This window comes from Brevundimonas sp. TSRC1-1, assembly GCF_049898245.1.
Lineage (GTDB): Bacteria > Pseudomonadota > Alphaproteobacteria > Caulobacterales > Caulobacteraceae > Brevundimonas > Brevundimonas mediterranea_A.
On the sequence record NZ_JAFCXI010000001.1, the window covers coordinates 116,028 to 140,357 of the forward strand.

Below are 24,330 nucleotides of genomic sequence, written 5' to 3' on the forward strand. Positions count from 1 at the left end.
GGGGATCGTGACCGACGCCAGACTGGAGATCGCCGCCGGTTTCGCCACTGCGCAGGGGCCGAAGGCGGACAATCAGGATTTCGGTGGGGTGCATCTGGGCACGGCGGCCGAGCAGCGCGAGCATGGGGTCGTGGCGGTCATCGCCGACGGGGTGTCGGGATCGAAGGCCGGACGGATGGCGGCCGAGCTGACGACGCGCAGCTTCATCGACGGCTATCTGGACCAGAACCCGCTGAACGGCATCGCCGCCAACGGGGTCAAGGCGCTGCGGGGCTTCAACCGCTGGCTCCATGCGCGGGGCAGGATCGATCCGGCCATGGAGGCGGCGGCGACCACCTTCACCGCCCTGATCCTGCGCGGGCGGGAGGCGGTGGCCCTGCATGTGGGGGACAGCCGGGCGTATCATTTTCGCGACGGGGTGCTGACGCGCCTGACCGAGGATCACACCCGGGCGCAGCAGGGGCTGAGCCATGTGCTGTACCGCGCCGTCGGGATCGAGGCGGACGTCAAGCTGGACGTGCGTCATGTCGGCCTGGCGCCGCATGACCGGCTGCTGCTGACCACGGACGGGGTTCACGGGGTGCTGACGGACGAGGCCCTGTCGCGGCTGCTGGCGCGACGCGGATCGCCCGACGCCGACGCCCAGGCCATTCTGGCCGAGGTGGCCGAGGCGGGCGCGCGCGACAACGCGACCGTCCTGGTCATCGACGTCATGGGAATCGGGGCGCCCGACTGGGAGGCGATCACCGCCGAGGCCGAGGGCCTGGCCATCCTGCCGCCGCCGAAACAGGGCGAGACGGTGGACGGGTTCCATCTGGAGCGGCTGGTGGCGGACGGCCGCTATACGCGTCTGTTCCTGGCGCGGTCCGGCGACGCCCGATCCAGCGACGAAAGGGTCGTGCTGAAGTTTCCCAAGCCTGCGGCGGTGTCGGAGCGGGGGGCGCGGACCGCCTTCCTGCGCGAGGCCTTCATCGGCCGGCGGATCGACAGCCCCTTCGTCGGCAAGGTGCTGAGCCTAGATGCGGGGCGCCAGAGCCGGCTCTATATCGTCCAGCCCTTCTATCCGGGCCAGACCCTGCACGCGCGGCTGGCCGAGGACGGGCCGTTCGAGATCGCCGAGGGGATCGGCGTGGCCCTGAAGCTGGCGCGGGGCGTGGCGGCCCTGCACCGGGCGGGGGTGACGCACCGCGACATCAAGCCGGACAATGTGATCCTGGAGACGAACGGCGGGCTGAAGCTGGTCGATCTGGGCGTGGCGCGGCTGAAGCGGGCCGAGGAGTTCGCCGAGGCCGAGGCGCCCGGCACCCCCGGCTACAAGGCGCCCGAAATGTACGACGGCGAGAGCGGGAACGCGGCCACCGACCAGTTCGCCCTGGGCGTGACCCTGTACCGGCTGTTCACCGGCGCCTATCCGTGGGGCGAGGTGGATCCATCGGACGCGCCGCGCTTCGACCGCGCGCCCGTATCGCTCGGACGACGCCGGCCCGACATGCCCGCCTGGCTGGAGGCCGCCGTCATGCGCGCCGTTTCCGTCGATCCGGATGAACGGTTCGAGGACGTGGAGGAGCTGATCCATGTGCTGGAGACGGGCAGCGCCGCCGCCGCGCCCGCGCCCCGCCCCCTGTCGTTGATCGAGCGCGATCCGGTGCGGTTCTGGCAGGGGCTGTGCCTAGTCCTGGTCGTGCTGCTGATGGTGTCGCTGGCGACGCGATAGGCGCGGCTATGACACGCCGTTCGGCAATATCGTCGTCGGGTCAGGATTCCGGTCGAGTCAGGACTCAGGCGGCCTCGGCCAGCGGCGGCAGCACATTGTCCAGGTCCAGCAGGCTGATCATCTCGCCGTCGACGGCGAATATGCCGGCGATCACGCCGGGGCCGCCGTCGTCGCCCATGTCAGGCGTCTGTTGGCGCATCCCGTCGTCCAGTTCGACGATGTCCGACACCGCCTCGACCAGAAGACCGACCGTGCGCGAGCCGCATTTCACCACCATGATGGCGTGACGAGCCGAGGGTTCCTTGGTCGGCAGGCCGAGACGCGCCGCCAGGTCGATGATGGGCAGGACGACGCCGCGAAGATTCACGACGCCCTTCATATAGTCCGGCGCACGGGGCAGGGGCGTGGTGGGCGTCCAGCCGCGGATTTCCAGCACCGAGGTGATGTCGATGCAGAAGGCTTGCTCGCCGACGCGGAAGCCGACCAGTTCGCGACGATCACCCTTGGAAATCAGCATCACAAATTCCTCCCGACCCAGGCCAAACCGATTGGCTGATCCCGAGGCAGACCCCAGTCTCGCGCACCAGCCTAGCGATTTCGTTAATGCGGACGGAGTTTCGGATGGCGCGGCCGAAGCCGGGTTCAGGCCCGCCCGCCCTGGCTGGAAAGCCGGCCCGCATCGACGCCCATGCGGGCCAGGGCGCGGGTCCATTTGGACTGGTGGTCGCCGTCGAAAATCAGATCCAGGTCGGCGTCGGCGGTCAGCCAGACGTTTTCGGCCAGTTCGTCCTCCAACTGGCCCTCGCCCCAGCCGGCGTAGCCGAGCAGCAGGGCCGACCGGCGCGGGCCGGCCACGGCGTCGGTCATGGCGGCCAGGGCCTCGCGCGTCCCGGTCATGGCCAGGCCGTCGCCGAAGGGCAGGGTGTCGTCGCCCGTGCTCCAGTCGTCGGTGTGCAGCACGAAGCCCCGTTCACGTTCGACAGGTCCGCCCATCAGGACGACCCGACCGACCGAATCCTCCGGAGCCGGCGCGTCCAGCTTGTCCAGAACAGTCTTCAGATCGACGCCGGGCGCCGGGCGGTCGATCCGCAGCCCCATGGCGTGATCCGGCCCGTGCGCGCAGATCAGGATGACGGCGTGTTCGAACCGGGGGTCGCCGATGCCGGGCATGGCGACCAGGAGACGGCCCGTCAGGGATGAGGCGTCGGTCATGATGATCCTATCATCGGGCGTGAAACGGGCGGGCGCAAGGCGTTGCCGCTTGCGATGACGGCGGCGACGTCTATCTGTCGCGGGCGCACCCAACCAACCCGCGCGGAGAGAGCCCCATGACCATCCAGATCGGCGACAGGATTCCGAACGCGAGCTTCGCCCGGGCGACGGCCGAAGGCCCCAAGCCCGTCAATACGGCCGACATCTTCGCCGGCAAGACCGTGGCCCTGTTCGCCGTGCCGGGCGCCTTCACCCCGACCTGCTCGGCCCGCCACCTGCCGGGCTTCAAGGACAATCTGGAGGCCATCAAGGGCAAGGGCGTGGACGTGGTCGCCTGCATCTCCGTCAACGACGCCTTCGTCATGAAGGCCTGGGCCGAAAGCCAGGGCATCGACGACGAGTCCATCGTCATGCTGGCCGACGGCAACGGCGACCTGACCCGCGAACTGGGTCTGGTGCTGGACGGCTCGGGCTTCGGCCTGGGTCAGCGGTCGCAGCGCTATTCCATGCTGGTCAAGGACGGCACGGTCACCCAGCTGAACATCGAACAGGGCGGCGAGTTCAAGGTGTCTTCGGCCGAGCACCTGCTGGCGCAGCTCTGATAGGGGTTGGTCCAGGCCGCCGCTTCGCGACTTGAGCTTCGTGACTTGAGTTCTGGACCGATCATGAGCACCGACGTCTTCAGTCCTGAACAGCGCAGCGCGGTGATGCGGCGCGTGAAGGGGCGGGACACGTCGCCGGAACTGGCCGTGCGCAGGATCCTGCGCGCGGCCGGGATCGGGTATCGGCTGGGCGGCCAGGGCCTGGCCGGTCGGCCGGATGTGACGATGAAGGGGCGCAAGGTCGCCGTCTTCGTCCACGGCTGTTTCTGGCATGGGCACGACTGCGCGCGGGGGGCGCGCAAGCCCAAGGCCAACGCCGAATACTGGAGCGCCAAGATCGACCGCAACCGCGCCCGCGACGCGCGGGTGACGGCCCAATTGCGGGATGACGGCTGGCGGGTTCTGACGGTGTGGGAGTGCGACCTGCGCACGCCGGGCTTCGCCGAACGGCTGGTCGCGGATGTCCGGGATTAGGCGGCGGCGATCTCGGCCGCCTGAGCGGAGTCGTCCAGCACATGCTGCAGCGCGCCCAGCAAGGCCGGGGGCGTCAGGGGTTTCGACACGAAATAGGCCATGCCTGCGGCCTGACAGGCGGCGACGTCTTCGGGGGCGGTGTCGGCGGTGACCGCGACGACGGGCGTCCGGGCGTTGGGGCCGCCCTCGGCGCGCAGGCGGCGGGTGGTCTCGCGCCCGTCCAGCTCCGGCATGCGGACATCCATGAAGATGACGTCGAAGACCGTCTCGGCGCAGCGCTCCAGCGCGATCATGCCGTCGGCGGCCGTGACGATGTCGCAGCCGAGAGGCTGCAGGATCAGTTGGACGGCGCGACGGTTGATGTCGTGGTCATCGACCACCAGCAGGCGCAGCGGACGGTCGTCGTCGGTCTGGTCGGCGGTTTCGGCCGTCGTCGAGTCGTCGGCGTCCCGTGGGACGGCCGGCGGCGTTCCCGCGTCCGGCCCCGCGGCCAGCGGCCGGGCCGCCAGGGCCAGGGCGATGTCCAGGCGGCTGTCGTCGCCGGGAACCAGGATCGGCGCGGCGTTCTCGCCGAAGGGCAGGCTCAGGGAGACGGTGAAGCTGGCGCCCTGGCCCGGTGCGCTGCGCGCCGTCAGGCGGCCGCCCATCAACTCGACCAGGTCGCGGCTGATCGCCAGACCCAGGCCCGAACCGCCGTACCGGGCGCTGACGCCTTCGGCCGTCTGGTCGAACGGGTTGAACAGCCGCGCCAGCTGATCGCCGGTCATGCCGGGGCCGGTGTCCTGAACCTCAAGCAGAACACAATAGCCGGAGGGCTCTTCGGCCCAGGCGTCCAGGCGCAGGGTGATCCGGCCCTGGGGCGTGAACTTCACCGCATTGGACATCAGGTTGTTCATCACCTGACGGATCCGCATGGCGTCGCCCTTGACGCTGCGGGGCATGCGCGCGGCGCCCTCGACGCGCAGCTTCAGGCCCTTGGCCTCGATCGGTCCGCGCCACAGGCGCAAGGTCTGGGCCAGCGTGGCGCGCAGGTCGAAGTCGACGGCCTCGACCGTCATCCGGCCGGCGCCGATCTTGGAGTGATCCAGCAGGTCGTCCAGCAGGGCCTTCATCATCAGCCCGGCGTCGGTGATCAGATGGGCGTTTGACCGCGAGTTCGCGTCCAGCGCCTGAAGCTCTGCGGCGCCGGTCAGTATGGCGCCGATCGGGGTGCGCAGATCGTGACCGATGGCGGCGAGGAAGGCGGTGTGGGCGACCAGGCTCTCTTCGGCCTTCACGCGCAGGCGCTCGGCCTCGGCGTGGGCGCGCATCTGGTTCTCGGTCGCCTCGCTCATCTTCTGCCAGCTGATGATGGTGAAGAAGATGACCAGGACCACGGCTGCGGCGGCCGTCATCACCAGGGGCGGCGGCGCTCCGAACCAGGCGGCCAGGAAGGGAACCGCCAGCAGATACAGCATCGGCGGCGTCAGGGAGGAGACCAGTATCGATTTCGAGCGCGGCGAATTGATCATCGAGAAGAGCATCAGGGCCGGCAGCATCAGGGCCGCGCAGACCCCGCCCAGCGGACCGCCGATCAGCCACATCGGAATCGACAGACTGCCGAACAGCGAGGCGCTGGCGAACAGGCTCAGGCAGGCCGTCACCCGGCCCCAGAGGGGGATCTTCCCGTCGCCGTCACGATTCACGCGCGCGAAGGCGAGCAGTTCCAGACCCTGCATCAGGCCATAGGCCGCGAACCAGACCAGGCAGATCCGCCAGCCGATCATGGGCGTCACGACAAGGGCGACGGCGGCCCCCAGTCCCAAGCGCTGCAGCAGATTGCTGCGGCGATGGCGGGCGGCCACTGTCCAGCCGCTTGCGGCGGTGTCGACTGCGGTCGTCTTGGACATCCAGCTTCCCGGCAATACGAACCGTGGTCGTTCGCTTGGCGGTACTAGACGCAGATCGAGGCTAACGCTCTGTCAACGCGAGGCCCCGATAGCGGCCGAAATTGAGGAAAAACCATCGGCGCGCAGTCGCGCCGCCAGATCACGCTTGATGCGGGTGATCAAACCGGGCCCGTCGTAGATCAAGGCGGAATAGACCTGAACAGCGCTGGCCCCCAGACGGATGCGAGCATAGGCCTCGGCCCCGCTGTCGATCCCGCCGACCGCGATCAGGGGCAGGCGTCCCTGGGCGGCTTCGGCGGCGGCGCGCAGAGCCTTTTCCGCGAACGGGCGGATCGGGGCGCCCGACAGGCCGCCCGTCTCATGCGCATCGGGGGATCGCAGGGTCTCGGGCCGTTCCAGGGTGGTGTTGGAGACGATCAGGCCGTCAATCCGGTGCGCCAGCGAGGCCTCGACGATCATGCCGATCTCGTCGGCGATCAGGTCGGGCGCGATCTTCAGGAAGACCGGCACGCGGCCGGCGGGGTCGGCGGGGCGGGCGGCGTCGATCCGGCCCAGCAGATCGTCCAGCTGTTCACGCCCTTGCAGGGCGCGCAGACCGGGGGTGTTGGGCGAGGAGATGTTGACGGTGAAATAGGAGGCGCGGCCGGCCAGCCGCTGCAGGCCTGCGACATAGTCGGCGGCCTTGTCTTCCGTATCCTTGTTGGCGCCCAGGTTGGCGCCGACGACCACGTCCGTGGGGCGGCGATCCAGACGGGCGGCGAAGGCCTCCAGACCTTCATTGTTGAAGCCCATCCGGTTGATGATCGCCCGGTCCTCGGTCAGGCGGAACAGGCGGGGCTTGGGATTGCCGGGCTGCGGGCGGGGCGTGACCGAGCCGCATTCGACGAAGCCGAAGCCCAGCCGCGACAGGCCGCGCAGGGCCTCGCCGTTCTTGTCCAGGCCGGCGGCCAGGCCGACGGGATTGGGCAGGGCGAGCCCCGCCAGAGTCGTATGCAGGATCGGATCGTCGGCCGCCGGGGCAGGAAGGGGGGCGAGGGCCAGGCCCTTGATCGCCACCTTGTGGGCGGTCTCGGGATCGAGGCGGCGAAGGGCGGCGGCGCCCCAGTCGGCCAGCAGGCTCATGCCGGATCCTCGAACAGCATGGCTCCGTCCTCGGCGACCGAGAGGGCGCGCACGGCGGTGACGGCGGCGACGGGCAGGGGCGCATACAGATGCGGGAACAGGTCGCCGCCGCGCGACGGCTCCCACACCAGATCCGCGCCGAACCGCGCCAGATCGACCGTCAGCAGCATCAGATCGTCGCGGCCCGCGTAATGGCGGCGCACGGTCTCGACCAGTTGTTCGCCGGTGGACATGTGGATGTAGCCGTCCGCCAGATCGACGGCGGAGCCTTCGTAGCGGCCCTCGGCCACGGCCGCGCGCCATTCCTCGGCGGCGAGGATCTTGTAGGCGGTCCCGGTCATGCGACCTCCAGGTCGCGCGGAGTCAGGAAGCCTTCGAAGACGCAGCGCCCCGCGACATCGACGGTGAACACGGCGGCGGCGGCGGTCGGGAACCCCCCGGCCAGACGGTCCAGAATGGCCGGCGAGGCCGCGCTTTCGGACAGGTATTCGGTGGCCAGCACATGGACGCCGGGATTATGGGCCAGCAGCATCAGGCAGCCGGCCTCGTCCTCACAGGCCTCGACGAAGCGACGCAGCACGTCGGACGGCGCATTGTACAGGCGCGGTTCGTCGCGGACTTCGACGTCGCCGAAGGCGTCATGCATCTGGTCCCAGGTCTGGCGCGTGCGGACGGCGGACGAGACCAGGGCCAGGTCGGGCTTCAAACCGCGCTCGGCCAGGGTCTGGCCCATCCGCACGGCCTCCTTGCGTCCGGTGTTGGACAGGGGGCGGGCTTCGTCGCCGCCGGACGGGCTGGAGGCCTCCGCCTGAGCGTGCCGCATGAGGATCAGTCGATGCATGAGGCTCGCCATAAGGCCGTTCGCGTCCGACGAACAGATGGGACGATCTCAACTCCCTGTCAGGGGTGCGGACGGGGCGTCGGGAAGGAGGTCGAGGCGACGGGCTGGGGCGTCAGCGCCGGCCGGGCCGGAACGCGCTGGGCCAGGCCGCTGGGACGGATGCGCGCATAGGCCTGTCGCGACGCCTCCAGCAGGATCACGCCCGCGGTGTTCGGCGCGATGCGCCGCCCGACCTGTTCGAAACCGTCGGCCAGGGGCAGCAGCGGCGTCCAGGGCGGGACATAGAGGGTCTGGGACCAGGCCACCGGCTCCAGCCCCGCCTCGCGCACCAGCCGCTCCAGCTGGCCCCGGGTGAAGGGGCGGCCGTGGCCGAAGGGGGTGTTCTCGGCCCGCGCCCACAGGCCGCCGCGCGCCGCCGCCGCCAGGATGATGCGCCCGGTGGGGGCCAGGGCGCGCACCGCCTCCAGCAGCAGGGCGGCGGGATCGTCGGCCTCTTCCAGGGCGTGGACCAGCAGGATGCGGTCGAACGACCCGGCGGCGAAGGGCAGGCGGCGGTCGTCGACCAGAAGGGTGCGGTTGCGCCCCACGCTGGGCCAGTGTTCGACGCCCTGGCCGCTCGGCATGGCGGCGACCACGCGGCGGGCGCCGACGAAGGCGTCCAGCCAGGGCGTGGCGTAGCCGACGCCCAGAACGTCGCAGTCGGGGGCCTCGCCCCAGGCGTCGTCCAGGCGCCGGGCCAGCAGACGGCGCACCAGGGCCCCGGTCGGCTCGCCGTAGAAGGTTCGAAGCTCGTCGATGCTGCGCCGCATGGGGTCCACCATAGGCCCGCCGGAGCCGTCCTGCTAGAATGACGTCATGACCCTGGATGTTCACCTGTTTCCGTGCCGCAGCGACAATTACGGCTTCCTGATCCGCGATACGGCGACCGGCGTGGTCGCGGCGGTGGACACGCCGGATGCGGAGCGAATCCTGCAAGAGTTGGAGGCCCTGGGCTGGGGGCGGCTGGACCTGATCCTGAACACCCACTGGCACCCGGATCACACCGAGGGCAACGAACGGCTGAAGGCCGAGACGGGCTGCGAGATCGTGGGGCCGGAGGAGGTGCGCCGCGTCGCGCCGCTGGACCGGGTGGTCGCGGACGGCGACGTGGTGATGGTCGGCGAGACGCGGTTCGAGGTCACGGCCACGCCCGGCCATACGCTGGGCCATGTGGTCTTCCGCTCGGTCGAGAACCAACTGGCCTTCGTCGGCGACACCCTGTTCGCCCTGGGCTGCGGCCGGTTGTTCGAGGGGACGCCGGAGCAGATGTGGGCCAGTCTTCAGGCCCTGGCCGCCTGGCCCGAGGCGACCGTGATCTGGTGCGCCCACGAATATACGGCCTCGAACGCGCGTTTCACCCTGACCCTGGACGACCGGCCCGAGACCCGGGCCCACGCCGAGGCGATCTTTGCGGCGCGGGCGCGGGGCGAGCCCACCGTGCCGACGACGATCGGGACGGAGCGGCGGTTCAATCCGTTCCTGACGGCGGTCGATGCGGCCCAGTTCGCCGCGCGGCGGGCCGCGAAGGACGGCTTCAGCGGCTGAGGACGTCGTCCGCGACCACGCGGACGATCAGGGCCGAGGACGGCCGGCCGGCCACGCCGGCGCGCGGCATGATCACGATGCGCAGGACGCCGCGAGAGAAGGTCGCCTGCGGGCCCCGGCCCTGATCGACGATCTCGATGCGGCGGATCTTGTCCGCCTCGCGACGCAGGGCCGGTGATCGGGCCATGCGGGCGATGGCGTCCACGGCGGTCGACAGGGCGTCGGCGGCCACGGCTTCCGAGCCCGGCTGAATGTCCACGTCCACGACCACCAGTCGGCCCAGGGCGCGGCTGGCCCGGTCGCTCTGGCGGATGATGTAGTTCCACAGCTGGACGGCCGTCAGGGCCGGGGCCAGCAGGGGCGCGGCCTCGCCCGACGGCGAGACGGGCGAGCCCTGGGGCGCCGTGGTGGTGTACAGGGTCATGCCGCCGTCGGCCGTGACGCGCAGCACCTGGTCGCCGTTGTCGTTGCGATAGACGATGTCGCCGCGCGGGGCGGGGGCGGGACGCAGCACCCAGATCTCGGTCGAACGGTCGAACCGCAGCAGGGGGCGCGACCCGGTCACGTCCAGCACGAACCCCTGTCCCGTGCCGGCCACGTAGCGGGCCGAGGGCGGCAGGTTGCGGCGCGACTGGGCGTGGCAGTCCGAAGGCAGGACCGCAGGCGCAGCCACGGACAGACCCACGGTCACGACGGCCGCCAGGGCCATCGCGGTCACGCGAGGCGACTTTTTCGCCCAGTCCGTTTCCGTCAACTTCATGAGACTGTGGATGAAACCGTCACGCGGCGGATTTTGGGCGAAGCCGCTTCACCCGACCAGGTACTGACCGCCGTTCAGAGACAGGGTGCAGCCTGTGACATATCCAGCACGCTCGCCCACCAGCCAGGACACCATGTCGGCGATCTCCTCGCCCTTGCCCAGGCGGCCCACGGGGATCTGGGCCACGATGGATTCCAGCACCTTGGGGTCCATGGCGCCGACCATCTCGGTGTCGATATAGCCGGGGGCGATGCAGTTGACGGTCACGCCCTTGCGGGCGTTCTCCAGGGCCAGGGCCTTGGTGAAGCCGATCATCCCGGCCTTGGCGGCGGAATAGTTGGTCTGGCCCACCTGGCCCTTCTGGCCGTTGATCGAGGAGATGTTGACGATCCGGCCGTGGCCGCGGTCGCGCATGCCGTTGATGACCTGGCGGGTGGTGTTGAAGACGCTGTCCATGTTCACCCGGATCACGTCGGACCACTGGTCATGGCTCATCTTGTGGAAGAAGCCGTCGCGGGTGATGCCGGCGTTGTTGACCAGGATGTCGACCGGACCCAGCTCGGCTTCGACCTCCTGCACCGCGCGCGCGCAGTCTTCGAAGCTGCCGACATTGCCCTTCACCACGAAACAGCCGGTGGCCCTGGCCGTGGCCTGGGCGGCTTCGTCATTGCCGGAATAGCCGGCGGCGACGCGGACGCCGTCCTCGCTGAGGCGCTGGACGATCGCCCTGCCGATGCCTCGGGTGCCGCCGGTCACGAATGCCACACGCGCCATGATCGTTTCCTTGTCCCTTTGGTCCGTCTGCTGCGGACCGTGGTTAAAGGTGTAGCGACGCCTCGGCCGCAGGCAAGCCCGATTTCCGCGGGGGAAACCGGGCTTGATGTCGCACGGATCAGGCCGCCAGCTTTTCCATGTCGATGACGAAGCGGTAGCGGACGTCGGACTTCAGCATCCGCTCATAGGCTTCGTTGATCTGGTCGGGGGCGATGGTCTCGATGTCGCAGGCGATGCCGTGTTCGGCGCAGAAGTTCAGCATCTCCTGGGTTTCGGCGATGCCGCCGATCAGGGAGCCGGCGATGCGGCGACGACGCCACAGCAGGGGCACGGCGAACACCGGCAGGCCCTCGGTGGTCAGGCCCAGCATGACCATGGTCCCGTCACGCGCCAGCAGCTGGACCTGGCTGGAGATCTCGTGCGTGGCCGAGACGGTGTTGATGATCAGGTCGAAGCTCTCGGCCGCGGCCTTCATCGCCGCCTTGTCCGAGTTGATCAGGAAATGCTTGGCGCCCATCCGCTCGGCGTCGGCCTTCTTGCGGTCCGAGGTGGACAGGACCGTGACCTCGGCCCCCATGGCCGCCGCCAGCTTGACCGCCATATGGCCCAGGCCGCCCAGGCCGATGACCGCGACCTTCGAGCCCGGTCCGACGCCCCAGGTCTTCAGCGGCGAATAGGTGGTGACGCCGGCGCACAGCAGGGGGGCGGCGACGTCCAGCGGCAGCCTGTCGGGGATGGACAGGACGAAATGCTGATCGACGGTGATGTGGTCGGAATAGCCGCCCTGGGTGATGGTCTCGGCCGTGCCGCCCTTCCGGTCCTTGCCGCCGTAGGTGCCGGTGAAGCCGGGCACGCAATACTGCTCCAGACCTTCCTGGCACGACGAGCATTCGCGGCAGCTGTCGACCATGCAGCCCACGCCGACGCGGTCGCCTTCCTTGAAGCGGGTGACGTTCGAGCCGACGGCCGCCACCACGCCGGCGATCTCGTGACCGGGCACCAGCGGGTACTGGGCCTGGCCGGTCTCGCTGCGGGCCATGTGCAGGTCGGAATGGCAGATGCCGCAGTATTTGATGTCGATCAGCACGTCGTCGGGGCCGGGATCGCGCCGTTCGAAGCTGTAGGGGGTCAGGGGCTTGTCGGCGGCGGTCGCGGCGAAGGCGCGTGTGGCGATCGGCATGGGGAAGTCCTTCAGGCTTTCGGGCAGGCGGTGGGGCGTGGGGGGCAGATGTGGCCCGGCGTGACCGGTCGCAAGGCGGCGCGCGTCATTTCAACTGGGCGATCAGCGCCTGGGCGGCCGCCGGGTTCCGCACCTTGGCCCCCGAGATGAAATAGGCGAAGACCTCGCCGCGTTTCGCCCAGGCCTTGGCTTGGTCGGCGACGGCGGACAGTTCGGCGGCGGTCATGCCGGTGGGCTCGTCCTCGCGGCTGGACATCAGCCGGGCATATCTGAAGTCAGACGTTTCTTCGTCGATCTGGGGCCAGGTCGGCTCCTCGTCATCGACGGCGTAGACGATGGCGACGCCGTATTTGCGGGCCAGGTCGTAGAACTGCTCGCTGGCGAAGCTCGGGTTGCGCACCTCCAGGGCGTGGCGCAGGCGCAGGCCGTCCTTCTCGGGCGGCAACAGTTTCAGGAAGCCCTCGAAATCCTCGGGGTCGAACTTCTTCGTGCCCATGAACTGCCAGTTGATGGGCCCCAGCCTGTCGCCCAGTTCGGTCAGGCCCTGGGACAGGAATTTCTCGAAGCTCTCGCCGCCGTCCGACAGGATCTTGCGATTGGTGCAGTAGCGGCTGGCCTTGACCGAGAAGACGAAGCCTTCCGGCGTCTCGTCACGCCATTTGCGCCAGGAGTCGGGTTTGAAGGTCGAATAATAGGTGCCGTTGATCTCGATGCTGGTCAGTTTCGACGCCGCGTATTCCAGCTCGCGCTTCTGCACCAGGCCCTCGGGATAGAAGATTCCGCGCCAAGGTTCGAAGGTCCAGCCGCCGACGCCGATGTGGATGGGGTGGGTCATGGCCAGTCGCTTCCCAGAGGTGAGGCCGTCCAGTCCTCGCGTGCGCTGCGGATGCGGAGGACTGCGACGATGTCGTCGATGTGTTCGTAGATGATGACGTGAGCGCCATAGGGCTGAACCCTGACGGGCGGCTGGATATCCGTGTGCAACCGGCCCGTATCGGGGAACAGGAGCAACTGCTGCAACTGGTCTTCCAAGCCTGAAATATAGGTTTCGGTCTGGCGGGCGCCGAACATTTCCAGGCCCTGCCAGAAAATCAGGCGCAGATCCGCTTCGGCGTCTTCGCTCAGCCGCAGGCGGGTCACGCCGCGCCCTTGCGTCTTTCGAATTCGGCGCGGACTTCCTCGAAGATCTCACGTGGGGTCTTTTCGCTGATCCCGCCGGCGCGCGCCTCGTCCACCAATCGCTGCATATGGGCGATCTTCTCGGCCTTGACCTGTTCGCGGCGGATCAGGTCACGGACGACGTCCGAGGCGTTGGCGTAGCGGCCTGATTTGGCCTGTTCCTCGACCCAGGCCTTCATCGGGTCGGGCAGGGAGATGTTCATCGTCGCCATGGGGTCTGCTCCTGTCCGGTCAGAATGGGAGTTTGGCAATCTTTGTCAATTGTCGCAGGGGATTTCAGACGGTGCGGCGAAAAAACAGTGTCTGAATAGTCTGAATTGTCTGAAATCGGGGTGGGACGAAATTGCGCGGAGCCCTCGAACCCAGGGCGAGGCGCCAGAGTCTGCAACTGAATGAGCCTCCCTTCCAATGCCGACGACGGAAGTATAGGCCCGCAGGGAAGGGCGGGGGGTGGCGACGGGATTTTTCAGTCAGGCGGTTGTTTCGTCGACAGAATGTCTGCGGAATTAGGATAGGTGGCGCCTGCGCCGACCGTCCGCGCGCCGGCCCTTATGATCGGCGCGCCATGGTCACGGCGCCGATATGGCCGCCGATGGGGAGCAGACGGACCCTCAGACTCGCGTCGCCCTGGAACCCGCCGCGCGACCGACCCGTCAGGGTGAAGGTCATGCGCACGCCGCCCGAGGCCATGACGACGACCAGCTTGCCGTCCCTTATGCGGCAGTCCGCCGGATCCCCGTCGAGGACGCACGAAAGCCGGCCGCGCGGCTGGGGCGTGACCGTCAATGGGAAATCCAGCTGGTTTCCGCTCTTGGACTTGAAGGAGATGTTGAGGTCCTGCCGCTCGGCCGGCGTGATCTTCAGCATCCAGTCGCCGGCCACCTCGCCACCGGTGATGGGCGGCGCTGCCTGAGCCAGGGCCGTTCCGCAAAGGGCGCAGGCCGCCAGGCCGCCCGCCAGGAACGCTCGCCGCTTCGCCATGCCCGCCTCCGACCGTTCAGCCTGGAGTAGGGTAGGGCGATGATGCTGGATTGCCGCGTGAATTATTGGAAAGGTTGGGGATCAGCGGACTGTGCGGAGGTCTTAAAGGGGTGAAAGGGGTGAGAAGCGGACGACCATGGATTATGCAGCCCGTGTTTCTCCGACGTTCAAAAACGGCGTCACCGCCGCCATCGCGCGCTGGACGTATTCAGCCTTCTCGCCGACGGGCGCGACGTAGTGAATGGCTTCTTCTGCGTCACGCAGGGTCGCCAAGCGCGCAATCATCCAAGCGGCAAGGTATTGCGAGGCTAGGCAACCGCCGGCGGTTGCGACATTGCCGTGCGCGACGAACGGCGCATCAACGACATTTACGCCCGCCTCGATAACCCAAGGCTTGGTCGTCAGGTCGGTGCAGGCGGGCAGGTCGCCGATCAGCCCCAGCTTGGCCAGTAGAAGCGTGCCGGAGCACTGAGCGCCGATTAGCTGGCGCGACGGGTCCAGCGGGAGGCGCGACAGGAACGTGGGATCGGCGGCGTAATCGCGGGTCTTGATCCCGCTGCCAATCAGCACCGCGTCGGCGTCGGCCAAGAACTCCAGCGGCTTCTGGCGCTGAATCGTCACCCCGGCCATCGAGGTGACCTCCGGCGTGGGGCAGGTGATGTGGGCCGCCCAGCCCTGTGATTTCATCCGGTTTAAGATGCCTGCTGCGATGAAGGAATCCAGCTCGTTGAAACCATCAAGGGTTAGGACGGCGATCTGCATGACGGGCACGGCGCTAGGAGATGATGAGGAAGACGGCAGGGTCGCCGAGTTATAGGGCCGCCGCAAGAGCGGACATTCTGGTTGCCCGGTTCGGGTCGTCTTGCGAAATCGCCGCCGGTTCGCAAAGCAGACTTGGGAGCAGGGCTCTCACCCGCTGCTCCGGTTGTGACCGGTATGTTCGATTACACCATCCCAGGCCCAGGTTCAGCGAACCGAGACGCCTCGTCAACCGATGTGAGGCATGGCGTGGTCGGATGCTTCCCCACTCATTCCGCGTCCAAATCCCCCCGCGCCGCGTCCGCCAGGGCGAAGAAGCGGTCGCGGACTTCGGCGGCGAAGGGGTTGTCGCGTTCGATGGCGCGGAAGACCGCGGGGCTGTCGTGGCGGACCATGTCGACGGCCTGCATCAGGCGGTCGAAACTGGCGGTGGTCATACGGGTCGGCAGGGGCTCCATGGCCAGCAGCAGGCGGGCGATCAGATGGGTCAGGCCCTGGACCGTGGCGGCCTCGCGGTCGTGATCCTCGGGGCTGACCTGAAACACCTTCAGGGCCAGGGCGCGGCGGCAGAAGGCGGCGACGCGGCGGGCGTCTCTGCGCGCATCGGGGGCGTCGCGCACGGCGCAGATGGCGATGCGCAGGCCGGCGATGCCGTGCTTGCCGCTCTGGGGGCCGAACAGGGGGTGGGTTCCGACGATCCGCACGCCGGGGGGCAGGAGGTCTTCCATCAGACGGGCGGGTTTGACCTTCACCGAGCCGACGTCGATGACCAGGGCGTCGGGGCGCAAATGGGGGCGGATGGCGGTCAGCGTCGCTTCCAGCGCCTCGACCGGCACGGCCAGAATGATCGTAGGACAGGCGGCGGCCGCAGCCAGGTCGGTCAGGGTGGCGTGGCCGTCGCTGTCGGTCGCCGCTGGATCATGGGCGTAGATGTCGAACCAGGGCGACAAATGCCGCGCCGTCAGCCGCCCGAAGGCGCCGAAGCCGATCAGGCCGAGTTTTTCCTTCTCCCCCGTCATCCTCGGGCTTGACCCGAGGACCGGAGGGTCCGCCGCATTGCGTCAGCGGCGGGCGCACAGCCCGATCCGCGCCCGGTCCTCGGGTCAAGCCCGAGGATGACGGGGGTGGGGGTGAAGCGGGTGACGGATTGTGTAGAGGCCGACCTCACAGCGTCTCCATGAACCGCACCGGCCGGCCGTGCGCCGATCCGATCAGTTCGCCGTCCTGCATCACCACCCGGCCGCGCACGAGGGTCGCCATAGGCCAGCCGGTCGCTTCGACGCCGTCGAACGGGGTCCAGCCGCAGCGCGACGCCTGCTGGTCGTGGGTGATGGTGCGCTTCGCCTTCAGGTCCACGATGGTCAGGTCGGCGTCATAGCTGACGGCCATCCGGCCCTTGTTGGCCGTGCCGAACACCCGCTGGGCGCCGGCCGAGGTCAGGTCGATGAACCGCTCCAGGCTGAGCCGGCCCTGGGCCACATGGGTCAGCATCAGGGGCACCAGGGTCTGGACCCCCGGCATGCCCGACGGCGAGGCCGGATAGGGTTTGGCCTTCTCTTCCTTCGTGTGCGGCGCGTGGTCCGAGCCCAGGACGTCGGCGACGCCCTGCTGCATGCCCCACAGCCACAGGGCGTCCACATGTTCCTGCGACCGGATCGGCGGGTTCATCTGGGCGTAGGCGCCCAGCCGCTCATAGGCTTCGGGCGCGGCCAGGGTCAGGTGTTGCGGCGTGATCTCGACGGTGGCGACATCCTTGTGGAATCGCAGGAACTCCATCTCGTCCTTGGTCGTGACGTGCAGGACGTGGATGCGGGCGCCCGTCTCCTGGGCCAGGCCGACCAGGCGGCGGGTCGAGCGAATGGCGCTCTCGGCGTCGCGGACCTCGGGGTGGCTGGTCCAGTCGCCGGTGCGGGCCAGGCCGCGCCGCTCGACCAGCCGGTATTCGTCCTCGGAATGGAAGGTGGCGCGGCGGCGCACGTTCGACAGGACCTTGCGCACCCCCTCGTCGTCGGCGATCAGCAGGTCGCCGGTCGAGGCGCCCATGAAGACCTTGACCCCGCAGCAGCCGGGCAGCCGCTCCAGCTCGCCCAGATAGTCGGCGTTCTCGTGGGTGCCGCCGACATAGAAGGCGTGGTCGGTCCACATCCGGTCCTTCGCCCGCGCCAGCTTGTCGGCCATGGTGTCGGGGTCGGTGGTGTTGGGATTGGTGTTCGGCATCTCGAACACGGCGACGACCCCGCCCAGGGCGGCGGCGCGTGACCCGGTCTCCAGGTCTTCCTTCCACTCCAGGCCGGGTTCGCGGAAATGGACCTGGGTGTCGATGACGCCGGGCAGGACGGTCAGGCCGGTCGCGTCGAAGGTCTCGCCCGCCGAGGCCTGGGACAGGTCGCCGATGAAGGCGATCTTGCCGTCGATCACCCCGACGTCGGCCCGGCCGCGCCCCGCGTGATTGGCCACCTCGCCGCCACGGACGATCAGGTCATAGATCTGGGTCATGGGGGCGGCTCCTGAGGCTGGTTATGCGAGCTTCTAGCGGATGCGGCACGGGTCGCGAAACGGCTAAACCTCTCCCTCCCCGGACGGGGAGGGAGATTGTCGTCAGCCCCGTTCCTTCAACAGCCGAACCGACGCCTTCAGCACCCGTTCCCACGGCAAGTCCATCATGTGCTGGATCGCCTGGTTCAGCCGGGGGTCCAGCGCCTTGAACTCCTCGAAGCTGCGGGGGCCGCGCACGGCGACGCCGTTCCAGGGGCCGCGCGTCGCCTCGTCGGAGGGGCCGAAGGCGGCCACGACGGGGACGCCCGAGGCGACGGCCAGATGGGTCCAGATCGAGTCCGCGCCGACGTAGAGGCTGGCCTTCGACAGGGCGGCGACGGTCTGGAGCCGGGTGAGTTTGCCCTGGAGTTCGATGACGCGGGCGCGGGGGACGGCGTAGCGGATGGTGTGGGCCGCCTCGCGGTCGATCTCCTCGCCGACCAGCATCAGCCGCCCGCCCGCCAGGGGGCCGTCGTCGGCCAGCAGCTTGGTCGCCACCTTGGCGTAGCGTTCGGCGGGCCAGCGGCGGCCCATCCATTCGACGCCGGGGCCGATGGCCAGGATGGGCCGATCCTTTTCAGAATTGGCGTCGCCGCCGGATGCGGGGATCAGGGCCTCGACCTGGGCGCGCGTCTGATCCGAGACATGGAGGCGGGGGGCCGGAACCTCATGCGGCTCCAGCTTCAGCACTGCGGCCGCCGCCTGGACCGCGTGCAGGCCGGGCGGCGGGGTCTTGTCGCGCACCGCCCGCTTCACACGGCGCAGCTTGCCCGACAGGTCCGAGCCGCGCATGTCCACGATCAGGCCCCACTTGGTCCCGCGCACCTGGTTCCACAGGGCGATCCAGTCGAAACGGCCTTCGCGCTCCAGCACCAGCAGCCGTTCCAGGCGCGGGGTGTCGGCGAACAGGGGGGCGCTGGCGGCCGAGCCGACGACGGTGAAGCCGGCCTCCGGCAGGCTGTCGACCAGATGCGCCAGAACGCCCGAGGACAGCACGGCGTCCTCGGCGTCGGCCTCGGCGATATAGAGGATGGGGAAACGCCCGATCATCCGTGGACCTCATACAGGGATTCTGGCCGGGGTTCAGCGTCAAACGCCCGTATCCACAGGCTGGTTTCCCCTGAAGACGCGATGGGCTAGAGCCACGGCCATGAGCAAGACCCCGAATTCGGCCCCCGATCCCGCCGCCCAGGCCGCCCTGGAACGGTTCAAGGCCCAGCGCGTGACGGCCATCTACCGCCTCGATCTGATCGCCCAGGGCGCGACCATCGCCTATGAGGACGGGACGCCGGTGGACATGGCGTCGGAGAAGACGCGGCTGGAGGCCGTCGTCGCCGACATGGATCGTCGCATCGCCCGGCTGGAGCGGGCGGGCGAGTGAGCCTGCCCCTGCTGCCCGACCGGACCTGCGGGGCCTGCGTCGAATGCTGTCGCGCCATTCCGCTGGACCTGCCCGAACTGGCCAAGCCGACCGGCGAACTGTGCGCCTATTGCGTCGAGGCCGCCGGCTGCTCGGTCCATGCGATCCGACCGAACACCTGTCGCGTCTGGTTCTGCCTGTGGCGGGTGGTCGAGCTGTCGGACGACTGGCGGCCGGACCGCAGCGGGGTGATCGTGCGCCCCGACGGAATCGAGGACGGGGTCATCACCCTGTACGTCATCCGGCCGTCTGACTTCCTGGCCTCGCCGGACTTCTTCGCCACAGTGGCCGGCTGGATCGCCGAAGGGGTCGAGGTGGCGCTGAGCCTTCCCGGCCCGGTCGGGACCTACCCCGCCCGCGCCGTCGTCACCGACTGGCTGCGGCCGGCGGTGGAGGCGGGCGATCCCGCCGCCTTCCTGGCGCGGGTGCTGCGGTCGCTGGACAAGCTGGCGGAGCATGATTTCCAGCCGGACGGGGTCGTGGCGCGCTACGCCGTGGCCTGAGCTGACGGCTTTGGGACGCGCGGCGCATACGGGGTTTCCGCAGGTTCGACTTAGCCGGTTCTTAACAGCGTTCCGTCAGTAATCGTCCTACAATAACCGTCGTCCAGAAAGGGCGCCGCAGCTATGCACGAATGGGACGCCCTGCGTCGCCCGATATGGTTGTTTGATCCGGTCAACCGGCGCGGCGTCTACGCCAATCCGGCGGCGCTGGAGCTATGGGAGGCGGACAGTCTGGAGGCCCTGCTGGCCCGTGGCTTCGGCCAGTTGTCGCCGGCGGCCGTGGCGCGCGTCGAAAGGCTGGCGCGCGAGACCGCCGACGGGTCGGTCGTCTGCGACCAGTGGACCTTCTACCCCAACGGCCACCCGGTGACGGTGGCGGCGGTGATCTCGACCTATCTTCTGGAAGACGGGACGCCGGTGCTGCTGGTCGAGGCCTCGCCCGTCGCGGCGGACGGCGACGAGAACCGCGCGACCGAGGCCCTGCGCCATACCTCGACCCTGATCAGCCTGTTCGATCCCGAGGGGCGGCCGATTTTCTCCAATCCGGCGGCCTTCGCCGCCTACGGCACGGCGACCGACGGGTTCGAGGCGCGGTTCGCCGAGCCGGAGCGCGCGCCGCCGCTGCTGGCCGCCGCCCTGGCCGGAAACGCCGTCACCGACGTCTGCCAGGTCGTCACGCGTGACGGGCTGCGCTGGCATCAGCTCGACGTGCGGCCGGTCACGGACCCGGCGACCGGCCAGATGAGCGTGCTGCTGGACGAACGCGACGTGACCGCGCGGGTCCAGGCCCAGAACGCCCGCGCGGCGGCCGAGCAGAAGGCCGCCATGGCCGAGGCGCGCCAGGCCTTCCTGACCGAAATGTCGCACGAGCTGCGCACGCCGCTGAATACGGTGATCGGCTTCTCGGACCTGTTGGCGACGTCCAGTCTGAATGTCGAACAGGCCGACCATGTGGGGCGGATCAACAACGCCGGTCAGCGCCTGCTGTCGGTCGTCAACGAGATGATCGACCAGTCGGGCAGGGACGCCTCGGAAGGCGACGCCGCGCCCGCAGCGACCGGTCTGACCGTCGTCGAGTCAGAGGTCGGGGCGAAGGTTCCGGCAGAGGTTCCGGCCGAGGTTCCGGCCGAGGTTCCTGGGGCCTGCGAGGCCATCGAGACGGAAGGGTCGGGGCGGACGCCCAGGATCCTGTATGTCGATGATCACGACTGCAACCGGGCCCTGGTGGTCGCGGTGCTGGAGGTCCAGGGCATCGCCTGCACCACGGCCGAGGACGGCGCCCAGGGACTGGAAGCCGCCCGCACCGGCGACTGGGACCTGATCCTGATGGATATCCAGATGCCGGTCATGGACGGGGTCGCCGCCACCCGCGCCATCCGCGCCCTGCCGGGCCATCGCGGCGCCACCCCCATCGTCGCCCTGACCGCCAACACCCTGGCGGAACAGAAGGCCGAGTATTTCGCCGCCGGCATGGACGATTGCATGGCCAAGCCGATCAACATCGTCGAGCTGACCCACATGGTCCTGAGCTGGACCAGCAGCGACTGGCGCCGAAGCGGGCCGCCGCTGATCGCCGCCGTCGCCTGAGACGTGCGCCGCAAGGCGCGCTTGTTTCAGGCGGTCTTCAGGCCGGCAGGACGGACTGGATGCCCGCCAGCAGACTGGCGGCGGTGATGGGCTTGGGCACATGGATGTCGGCGCCGGCCTGGATCGCCTGCTCGCGGTGCTGGGCCATGGCGTTGGCGCTCAGCATGATGATCGGCGTGTGGATGTTGGCGGCCCGCGCCGCTTCCAGTTCGCGGATCGTGCGGGTCGCCGTCAGCCCGTCCATGCCGGGCATCTGCATGTCCATCAGGATCACGTCGAAGCTGCCGGCCTGGAAGGCGGCGACGGCCTGGGCGCCGTCCTCGACCGTGATCAGTTCGACGGGGTGTCCGGCCAGGATCAGCTGAACCACGCGCTGGTTGGTCGGATGATCTTCCGCCAGCAGGACCCGGATCGTGTGCATCGGCGCCGGGACCTCGGCCGCCCGGGCGCGTTCGCCGGCGACATAGTCGGACAGGGAGGTGCTGCGGGCCAAAGGGATCTCGATCCTGAAGCGGCTGCCCTGTCCGGGCGTCGATTCGGCCGTGATCCGCCCCCCCATCATCTCCACCAGGGCGCGGCAGATCGACAGGCCCAGGCCCGTGCCGCCGAAGCGCCGGGTGATGGTGGCGTCGGCCTGGCTGAAGCGGTCGAACAGGCGGGGGGCGTGTTCGGCGGTGAAGCCGACGCCGGTGTCCTGGATGTCCACGATCAGATGGGTCAGGCTGTCGTGGTCTTCGTCCAGGGCGATGCGGACGGAGACGCCGCCCTGGTGGGTGAATTTCACCGCGTTGGACAGGAGGTTGCCGATCACCTGGCGGATGCGGGTGCTGTCGCCGACGAAGACGCCGCGCGCCTCATCGTCGCGGATGACGTCGAATCTCAGGCCCTTTTCGTCGGCGCGGACACGCATGACGTCCAGCGGCGCGTCCAGGGCCTCGTCGAGGTCGAAGGGGCGGGTCTCCAGCGTCAGCTCGCCCGCCTCGATCTTGGAGACGTCGAGGATGTCGGACACCAGCCGTTCCAGGGTGACGCCGGACGCCCGGATCAGATTGACCATCTCGGTCTGGGCGGGATCCAGGGCGGTGCGGGACAGCGCATCGACGATGCCGATCACCCCGTTCAGCGGCGTTCGCACCTCGTGGCTCATATTGGCCAGGAAGTCGGACTTGGCGCGGCTGGCGGCCTCGGCGGCGGCCTTGGCCTCGATCAGGGCCCTTTCGGCGGCGACCTTGGCCGTCACGTCGCGCGCGACCGCATAGATCCGGTCGCCGAACCTCTGGGCGCGCCATTCCAGGGTGACGTAGTGACCGTCCCTGTGCCGATAGCGATTGATCTGACCCAGAACCGGGTCGCCGGGGCGGCGGTTCGTGACCTCCAGGATGGCCGTCTGTGTGGCGGGCTGGTCGTCGGGATGCACGAGACTGGGCAGAAGCTGACCGACCAGTTCATCGGGCCGATACCCCAGGACCGAGAACCAGGAGGCGCTGGCCTTGACCACCGGCCCGTCCAGTTCACGCACGACCAGAAGATCCAGCGACACGTCGAAGAAGGTGTCCAGATCCACGTCGGTCGGCGGTGGGCGCAGCGCCTCGGCGGGCGAACGGATCATTGCAGCAATTCCTCGCGAAGTGATTCAGCCACTACGCCAGATCGGTTAAGGCCGCATTTGCGCGCACGAGGTTGTTTCCACTGGGCTCATATGTCGCGTCGGTCTGGGTGAGGTCATGATCGCCGCACGGCTTGTCTTCGCCGCCCTCCGAACCGTCCCTGCGGCCTCGCTCAAAGATCGGCTTGAGAACGGACAATCGGGCCGGCCCAGCGCGACGGGCTGCGGGTTTCAGTAGGCGAAGTCGGCGTAGATCCGTTTCACGTCGCCCTGCCAGGCCCCGTGATACAGGTCCAGCAGGCGTTCGGCCGGGGTGATCCCGCTGTCGGCGATGTCTTCCAGTTCCGACAGATAGCCGCGCTCGTCCACCATGCCGCCCGAGAAGCGGGCGCGGTTCTTCAGGCCCTGTTTGGCGATATTGACCAGATCGACGGCGATGTCGCGCACGCTGCGGCCCGCCACCTCGGCCTTCAGACCCAGGCGGGTCACGTCGCGGCGCAGGCGCTCGTGGTCGGCGATGTCCCAGTCCTTGACCAGGTCCCAGGCGGCGGCCAGCGACGGGGCGTCGTACAGGACCCCGGCCCACAGGGCGGGCAGGGCGCAGATCCGGCTCCACGGGCCGCCGTCGGCGCCGCGCATCTCCAGATAGGCCTTCAGCCGCACCTCGGGGAAGAGGGTGGTCAGATGGTCGTTCCAGTCCTTGATCGTCGGATATTCACCCGGCAGGGCGGGCAGTTTGCCGGCCTGGAAGTCGCGGAACGACTGGCCCGAGGCGTCGACGTATTTGCCGTCGCGCTTGGCGAAATACATCGGGGTGTCCAGCGCATAGTCGGCGTAGCGTTCGAAGCCGAAGCCGTCCTCGAACACAAAGCCCAGCATGCCGGTGCGGTCGGCGTCGGTGTCGGTCCAGACATTGGCGCGGGCCGACAGGAAACCGTTCGGGCGGCCCTCGGTGAAGGGCGAACAGGCGAACAGGGCGGTGGCGATCGGCTGCAGCGCCAGCGAGGTGCGGAACTTGGCCACCATGTCGGCTTCGGAATCGAAGTCCAGATTGGCCTGGATGGTGCAGGTGCGCAGCATCATGTCCAGGCCCAGGGTCCCGACCTTGGGCATATAGGCGCGCATGATGTCGTAGCGGCCCTTGGGCATGACCGGCACCTGTTCGCGCGTCCACAGCGGGTCGAAGCCGGCGCCCAGGAAGCCGACGCCCAACTGGTCGGCCACCTGTTTGACCTCCATCAGGTGCTGGCCGGTCTCGTTGCAGATGTCGTGGATGGTCTTCAGCGGGGCGCCGGACAGTTCGAACTGGCCGCCGGGCTCCAGGCTGACCGAGGCGATGAAGCCTTCGTCGTTGCGGCGCTCCAGTCCGATCAGGACGCCGTTCTCCTCGACCCGCGACCAGCCGAACCGCTGCAGGCCTTCCAGCATGGCCTTGATGCCGCTCGGCCCGTCGTAGGCGGGGCGGGCCAGGGTGGTCTTGTCGAAGCCGAACTTCTCGTGCTCGGCGCCGATCCGCCACTGGTCCTTGGGCTTGGCGCCCTTGGACATGGCTTCGATGAGGACGTCCCGGCTCAGCGGCGCGTTGTCGGTCATGCGTCAGATCCCCTC

At 68.8% G+C, this 24,330-nt stretch carries 27 protein-coding genes; 7 read left to right on the top strand and 20 right to left on the bottom strand.

The window, feature by feature from the left end; all coding sequences use genetic code 11:
- The first annotated feature begins 7 nt into the window (after positions 1-7).
- Positions 8-1,714 (top strand): bifunctional protein-serine/threonine kinase/phosphatase, encoded by a 1,707-nt coding sequence (locus ACP7CK_RS00615; protein WP_426024815.1) that lies wholly within the window; start codon positions 8-10, stop codon positions 1,712-1,714.
- Between the two features lie 64 nt (positions 1,715-1,778).
- Here the strand turns inward: ACP7CK_RS00615 and ACP7CK_RS00620 are convergent, their stop codons facing one another.
- A complete protein-coding gene (locus ACP7CK_RS00620; protein ID WP_035309906.1) occupies positions 1,779-2,231 on the bottom strand; it encodes a chemotaxis protein CheW in 453 nt (150 codons plus the stop codon).
- A gap of 125 nt (positions 2,232-2,356) precedes the next feature.
- On the bottom strand, positions 2,357-2,926 hold the full coding sequence (locus ACP7CK_RS00625) for a YqgE/AlgH family protein (protein WP_372705124.1): 570 nt from the start codon (positions 2,924-2,926) through the stop codon (positions 2,357-2,359).
- Between the two features lie 116 nt (positions 2,927-3,042).
- On the opposite strand from ACP7CK_RS00625, the gene ACP7CK_RS00630 reads away from it, so the two are divergent.
- Positions 3,043-3,528, top strand: coding sequence for a peroxiredoxin (locus tag ACP7CK_RS00630; RefSeq protein WP_008263696.1), 486 nt, complete (start codon positions 3,043-3,045; stop codon positions 3,526-3,528).
- A 63-nt stretch (positions 3,529-3,591) separates the two neighbouring features.
- Positions 3,592-4,002: a very short patch repair endonuclease gene (locus ACP7CK_RS00635; RefSeq protein WP_426024816.1), complete on the top strand. Its 411-nt coding sequence runs from the start codon at positions 3,592-3,594 to the stop codon at positions 4,000-4,002.
- On the opposite strand, the gene ACP7CK_RS00640 is transcribed toward ACP7CK_RS00635, so the two are convergent.
- From ACP7CK_RS00640 to ACP7CK_RS00660, 5 genes are all read right to left on the bottom strand, one after another.
- The gene (locus ACP7CK_RS00640) at positions 3,999-5,891 is read right to left on the bottom strand and encodes an ATP-binding protein (protein WP_426024817.1); all 1,893 of its coding nucleotides are present in this window, start codon (positions 5,889-5,891) and stop codon (positions 3,999-4,001) included. The two genes, ACP7CK_RS00635 and ACP7CK_RS00640, sit on opposite strands and share 4 nt — an antisense overlap.
- A 72-nt stretch (positions 5,892-5,963) precedes the next feature.
- The gene (locus ACP7CK_RS00645) at positions 5,964-7,013 is read right to left on the bottom strand and encodes a quinone-dependent dihydroorotate dehydrogenase (RefSeq protein WP_426024818.1); all 1,050 of its coding nucleotides are present in this window, start codon (positions 7,011-7,013) and stop codon (positions 5,964-5,966) included.
- The gene (locus ACP7CK_RS00650; protein WP_426024819.1) at positions 7,010-7,354 is read right to left on the bottom strand and encodes a DUF952 domain-containing protein; all 345 of its coding nucleotides are present in this window, start codon (positions 7,352-7,354) and stop codon (positions 7,010-7,012) included. The genes ACP7CK_RS00645 and ACP7CK_RS00650 overlap by 4 nt, the downstream gene beginning before the upstream one ends.
- The gene (locus ACP7CK_RS00655; RefSeq protein ID WP_426024820.1) at positions 7,351-7,854 is read right to left on the bottom strand and encodes a SixA phosphatase family protein; all 504 of its coding nucleotides are present in this window, start codon (positions 7,852-7,854) and stop codon (positions 7,351-7,353) included. The genes ACP7CK_RS00650 and ACP7CK_RS00655 overlap by 4 nt, the downstream gene beginning before the upstream one ends.
- A gap of 59 nt (positions 7,855-7,913) precedes the next feature.
- Positions 7,914-8,663, bottom strand: a complete 750-nt coding sequence (locus ACP7CK_RS00660) for a methyltransferase domain-containing protein (protein WP_426024821.1) — start codon at positions 8,661-8,663, stop codon at positions 7,914-7,916.
- Positions 8,664-8,709: 46 nt separating this feature from the next.
- On the opposite strand from ACP7CK_RS00660, the gene gloB reads away from it, so the two are divergent.
- Entirely contained in the window at positions 8,710-9,438 is a 729-nt protein-coding gene (gene gloB / locus ACP7CK_RS00665) for a hydroxyacylglutathione hydrolase (RefSeq protein ID WP_008260401.1), read from the top strand.
- Here the strand turns inward: gloB and ACP7CK_RS00670 are convergent.
- The 11 genes from ACP7CK_RS00670 to ACP7CK_RS00720 form a co-directional block, all read right to left on the bottom strand.
- Positions 9,428-10,147: a DUF4908 domain-containing protein gene (locus ACP7CK_RS00670; protein WP_230307690.1), complete on the bottom strand. Its 720-nt coding sequence runs from the start codon at positions 10,145-10,147 to the stop codon at positions 9,428-9,430. The two genes, gloB and ACP7CK_RS00670, sit on opposite strands and share 11 nt — an antisense overlap.
- A 99-nt stretch (positions 10,148-10,246) precedes the next feature.
- Entirely contained in the window at positions 10,247-10,972 is a 726-nt protein-coding gene (gene phbB / locus ACP7CK_RS00675; protein ID WP_035310400.1) for an acetoacetyl-CoA reductase, read from the bottom strand.
- A gap of 118 nt (positions 10,973-11,090) precedes the next feature.
- Positions 11,091-12,152, bottom strand: coding sequence for an NAD(P)-dependent alcohol dehydrogenase (locus ACP7CK_RS00680; protein ID WP_035310401.1), 1,062 nt, complete (start codon positions 12,150-12,152; stop codon positions 11,091-11,093).
- Between the two features lie 85 nt (positions 12,153-12,237).
- Positions 12,238-12,987, bottom strand: a complete 750-nt coding sequence (locus ACP7CK_RS00685; RefSeq protein ID WP_154726579.1) for a DUF72 domain-containing protein — start codon at positions 12,985-12,987, stop codon at positions 12,238-12,240.
- Complete coding sequence (locus tag ACP7CK_RS00690) at positions 12,984-13,292, bottom strand: type II toxin-antitoxin system RelE/ParE family toxin (RefSeq protein WP_008263996.1); 309 nt, start codon at positions 13,290-13,292, stop codon at positions 12,984-12,986. Before ACP7CK_RS00690 ends, ACP7CK_RS00685 begins: the two co-directional genes overlap by 4 nt.
- Positions 13,289-13,582: a type II toxin-antitoxin system ParD family antitoxin gene (locus tag ACP7CK_RS00695; RefSeq protein WP_369733658.1), complete on the bottom strand. Its 294-nt coding sequence runs from the start codon at positions 13,580-13,582 to the stop codon at positions 13,289-13,291. Before ACP7CK_RS00695 ends, ACP7CK_RS00690 begins: the two co-directional genes overlap by 4 nt.
- Positions 13,583-13,880: 298 nt before the next feature.
- Positions 13,881-14,312: a hypothetical protein gene (locus ACP7CK_RS00700; protein WP_008264126.1), complete on the bottom strand. Its 432-nt coding sequence runs from the start codon at positions 14,310-14,312 to the stop codon at positions 13,881-13,883.
- 141 nt (positions 14,313-14,453) lie between these two features.
- Positions 14,454-15,074, bottom strand: coding sequence for a DJ-1/PfpI family protein (locus ACP7CK_RS00705; protein WP_008263552.1), 621 nt, complete (start codon positions 15,072-15,074; stop codon positions 14,454-14,456).
- A gap of 266 nt (positions 15,075-15,340) precedes the next feature.
- Complete coding sequence (locus ACP7CK_RS00710) at positions 15,341-16,090, bottom strand: prephenate dehydrogenase/arogenate dehydrogenase family protein (RefSeq protein ID WP_154726580.1); 750 nt, start codon at positions 16,088-16,090, stop codon at positions 15,341-15,343.
- A 145-nt stretch (positions 16,091-16,235) separates the two neighbouring features.
- On the bottom strand, positions 16,236-17,567 hold the full coding sequence (locus tag ACP7CK_RS00715; protein WP_426024822.1) for a dihydroorotase: 1,332 nt from the start codon (positions 17,565-17,567) through the stop codon (positions 16,236-16,238).
- A 102-nt stretch (positions 17,568-17,669) separates the two neighbouring features.
- Complete coding sequence (locus ACP7CK_RS00720) at positions 17,670-18,656, bottom strand: glycosyltransferase family 9 protein (RefSeq protein ID WP_426024823.1); 987 nt, start codon at positions 18,654-18,656, stop codon at positions 17,670-17,672.
- A 100-nt stretch (positions 18,657-18,756) separates the two neighbouring features.
- Between ACP7CK_RS00720 and ACP7CK_RS00725 the strand changes: the two genes are divergently transcribed.
- The 3 genes from ACP7CK_RS00725 (at position 18,757) to ACP7CK_RS00735 (ending at position 21,116) form a co-directional block, all read left to right on the top strand.
- On the top strand, positions 18,757-18,987 hold the full coding sequence (locus ACP7CK_RS00725) for a hypothetical protein (RefSeq protein ID WP_008260114.1): 231 nt from the start codon (positions 18,757-18,759) through the stop codon (positions 18,985-18,987).
- Positions 18,984-19,529, top strand: coding sequence for a hypothetical protein (locus tag ACP7CK_RS00730; RefSeq protein ID WP_426024824.1), 546 nt, complete (start codon positions 18,984-18,986; stop codon positions 19,527-19,529). The genes ACP7CK_RS00725 and ACP7CK_RS00730 overlap by 4 nt, the downstream gene beginning before the upstream one ends.
- A gap of 123 nt (positions 19,530-19,652) precedes the next feature.
- Positions 19,653-21,116 carry a response regulator gene (locus ACP7CK_RS00735; RefSeq protein ID WP_426024825.1) on the top strand — a complete coding sequence of 488 codons (1,464 nt, stop codon included), beginning with the start codon at positions 19,653-19,655 and terminating at the stop codon, positions 21,114-21,116.
- A 37-nt stretch (positions 21,117-21,153) separates the two neighbouring features.
- Here ACP7CK_RS00735 and ACP7CK_RS00740 read toward each other — a convergent pair whose 3' ends face one another.
- The gene (locus tag ACP7CK_RS00740; protein ID WP_426024826.1) at positions 21,154-22,725 is read right to left on the bottom strand and encodes an ATP-binding protein; all 1,572 of its coding nucleotides are present in this window, start codon (positions 22,723-22,725) and stop codon (positions 21,154-21,156) included.
- Between the two features lie 228 nt (positions 22,726-22,953).
- Positions 22,954-24,315 carry a glutamate--cysteine ligase gene (locus tag ACP7CK_RS00745; protein ID WP_426024827.1) on the bottom strand — a complete coding sequence of 454 codons (1,362 nt, stop codon included), beginning with the start codon at positions 24,313-24,315 and terminating at the stop codon, positions 22,954-22,956.
- Between the last annotated feature and the right edge of the window lie 15 nt (positions 24,316-24,330).

Excerpts from the sequence above, each read along its gene's own strand:
- ACP7CK_RS00620 (WP_035309906.1), bottom strand. The coding sequence starts at position 2,231 with ATGCTGATTTCCAAGGGTGATCGTCGCGAACTGGTCGGCTTCCGCGTC.
- ACP7CK_RS00625 (WP_372705124.1), bottom strand. The coding sequence starts at position 2,926 with ATGACCGACGCCTCATCCCTGACGGGCCGTCTCCTGGTCGCCATGCCC.
- ACP7CK_RS00630 (WP_008263696.1), top strand. The coding sequence starts at position 3,043 with ATGACCATCCAGATCGGCGACAGGATTCCGAACGCGAGCTTCGCCCGG.
- ACP7CK_RS00635 (WP_426024816.1), top strand. The coding sequence starts at position 3,592 with ATGAGCACCGACGTCTTCAGTCCTGAACAGCGCAGCGCGGTGATGCGG.
- ACP7CK_RS00640 (WP_426024817.1), bottom strand. The coding sequence starts at position 5,891 with ATGTCCAAGACGACCGCAGTCGACACCGCCGCAAGCGGCTGGACAGTG.
- ACP7CK_RS00645 (WP_426024818.1), bottom strand. The coding sequence starts at position 7,013 with ATGAGCCTGCTGGCCGACTGGGGCGCCGCCGCCCTTCGCCGCCTCGAT.
- ACP7CK_RS00650 (WP_426024819.1), bottom strand. The coding sequence starts at position 7,354 with ATGACCGGGACCGCCTACAAGATCCTCGCCGCCGAGGAATGGCGCGCG.
- ACP7CK_RS00655 (WP_426024820.1), bottom strand. The coding sequence starts at position 7,854 with ATGCATCGACTGATCCTCATGCGGCACGCTCAGGCGGAGGCCTCCAGC.
- ACP7CK_RS00660 (WP_426024821.1), bottom strand. The coding sequence starts at position 8,663 with ATGCGGCGCAGCATCGACGAGCTTCGAACCTTCTACGGCGAGCCGACC.
- gloB (WP_008260401.1), top strand. The coding sequence starts at position 8,710 with ATGACCCTGGATGTTCACCTGTTTCCGTGCCGCAGCGACAATTACGGC.
- ACP7CK_RS00670 (WP_230307690.1), bottom strand. The coding sequence starts at position 10,147 with ATGGCCCTGGCGGCCGTCGTGACCGTGGGTCTGTCCGTGGCTGCGCCT.
- phbB (WP_035310400.1), bottom strand. The coding sequence starts at position 10,972 with ATGGCGCGTGTGGCATTCGTGACCGGCGGCACCCGAGGCATCGGCAGG.
- ACP7CK_RS00680 (WP_035310401.1), bottom strand. The coding sequence starts at position 12,152 with ATGCCGATCGCCACACGCGCCTTCGCCGCGACCGCCGCCGACAAGCCC.
- ACP7CK_RS00685 (WP_154726579.1), bottom strand. The coding sequence starts at position 12,987 with ATGACCCACCCCATCCACATCGGCGTCGGCGGCTGGACCTTCGAACCT.
- ACP7CK_RS00700 (WP_008264126.1), bottom strand. The coding sequence starts at position 14,312 with ATGGCGAAGCGGCGAGCGTTCCTGGCGGGCGGCCTGGCGGCCTGCGCC.
- ACP7CK_RS00705 (WP_008263552.1), bottom strand. The coding sequence starts at position 15,074 with ATGCAGATCGCCGTCCTAACCCTTGATGGTTTCAACGAGCTGGATTCC.
- ACP7CK_RS00710 (WP_154726580.1), bottom strand. The coding sequence starts at position 16,090 with ATGACGGGGGAGAAGGAAAAACTCGGCCTGATCGGCTTCGGCGCCTTC.
- ACP7CK_RS00715 (WP_426024822.1), bottom strand. The coding sequence starts at position 17,567 with ATGACCCAGATCTATGACCTGATCGTCCGTGGCGGCGAGGTGGCCAAT.
- ACP7CK_RS00720 (WP_426024823.1), bottom strand. The coding sequence starts at position 18,656 with ATGATCGGGCGTTTCCCCATCCTCTATATCGCCGAGGCCGACGCCGAG.
- ACP7CK_RS00725 (WP_008260114.1), top strand. The coding sequence starts at position 18,757 with ATGAGCAAGACCCCGAATTCGGCCCCCGATCCCGCCGCCCAGGCCGCC.
- ACP7CK_RS00735 (WP_426024825.1), top strand. The coding sequence starts at position 19,653 with ATGCACGAATGGGACGCCCTGCGTCGCCCGATATGGTTGTTTGATCCG.
- ACP7CK_RS00740 (WP_426024826.1), bottom strand. The coding sequence starts at position 22,725 with ATGATCCGTTCGCCCGCCGAGGCGCTGCGCCCACCGCCGACCGACGTG.
- ACP7CK_RS00745 (WP_426024827.1), bottom strand. The coding sequence starts at position 24,315 with ATGACCGACAACGCGCCGCTGAGCCGGGACGTCCTCATCGAAGCCATG.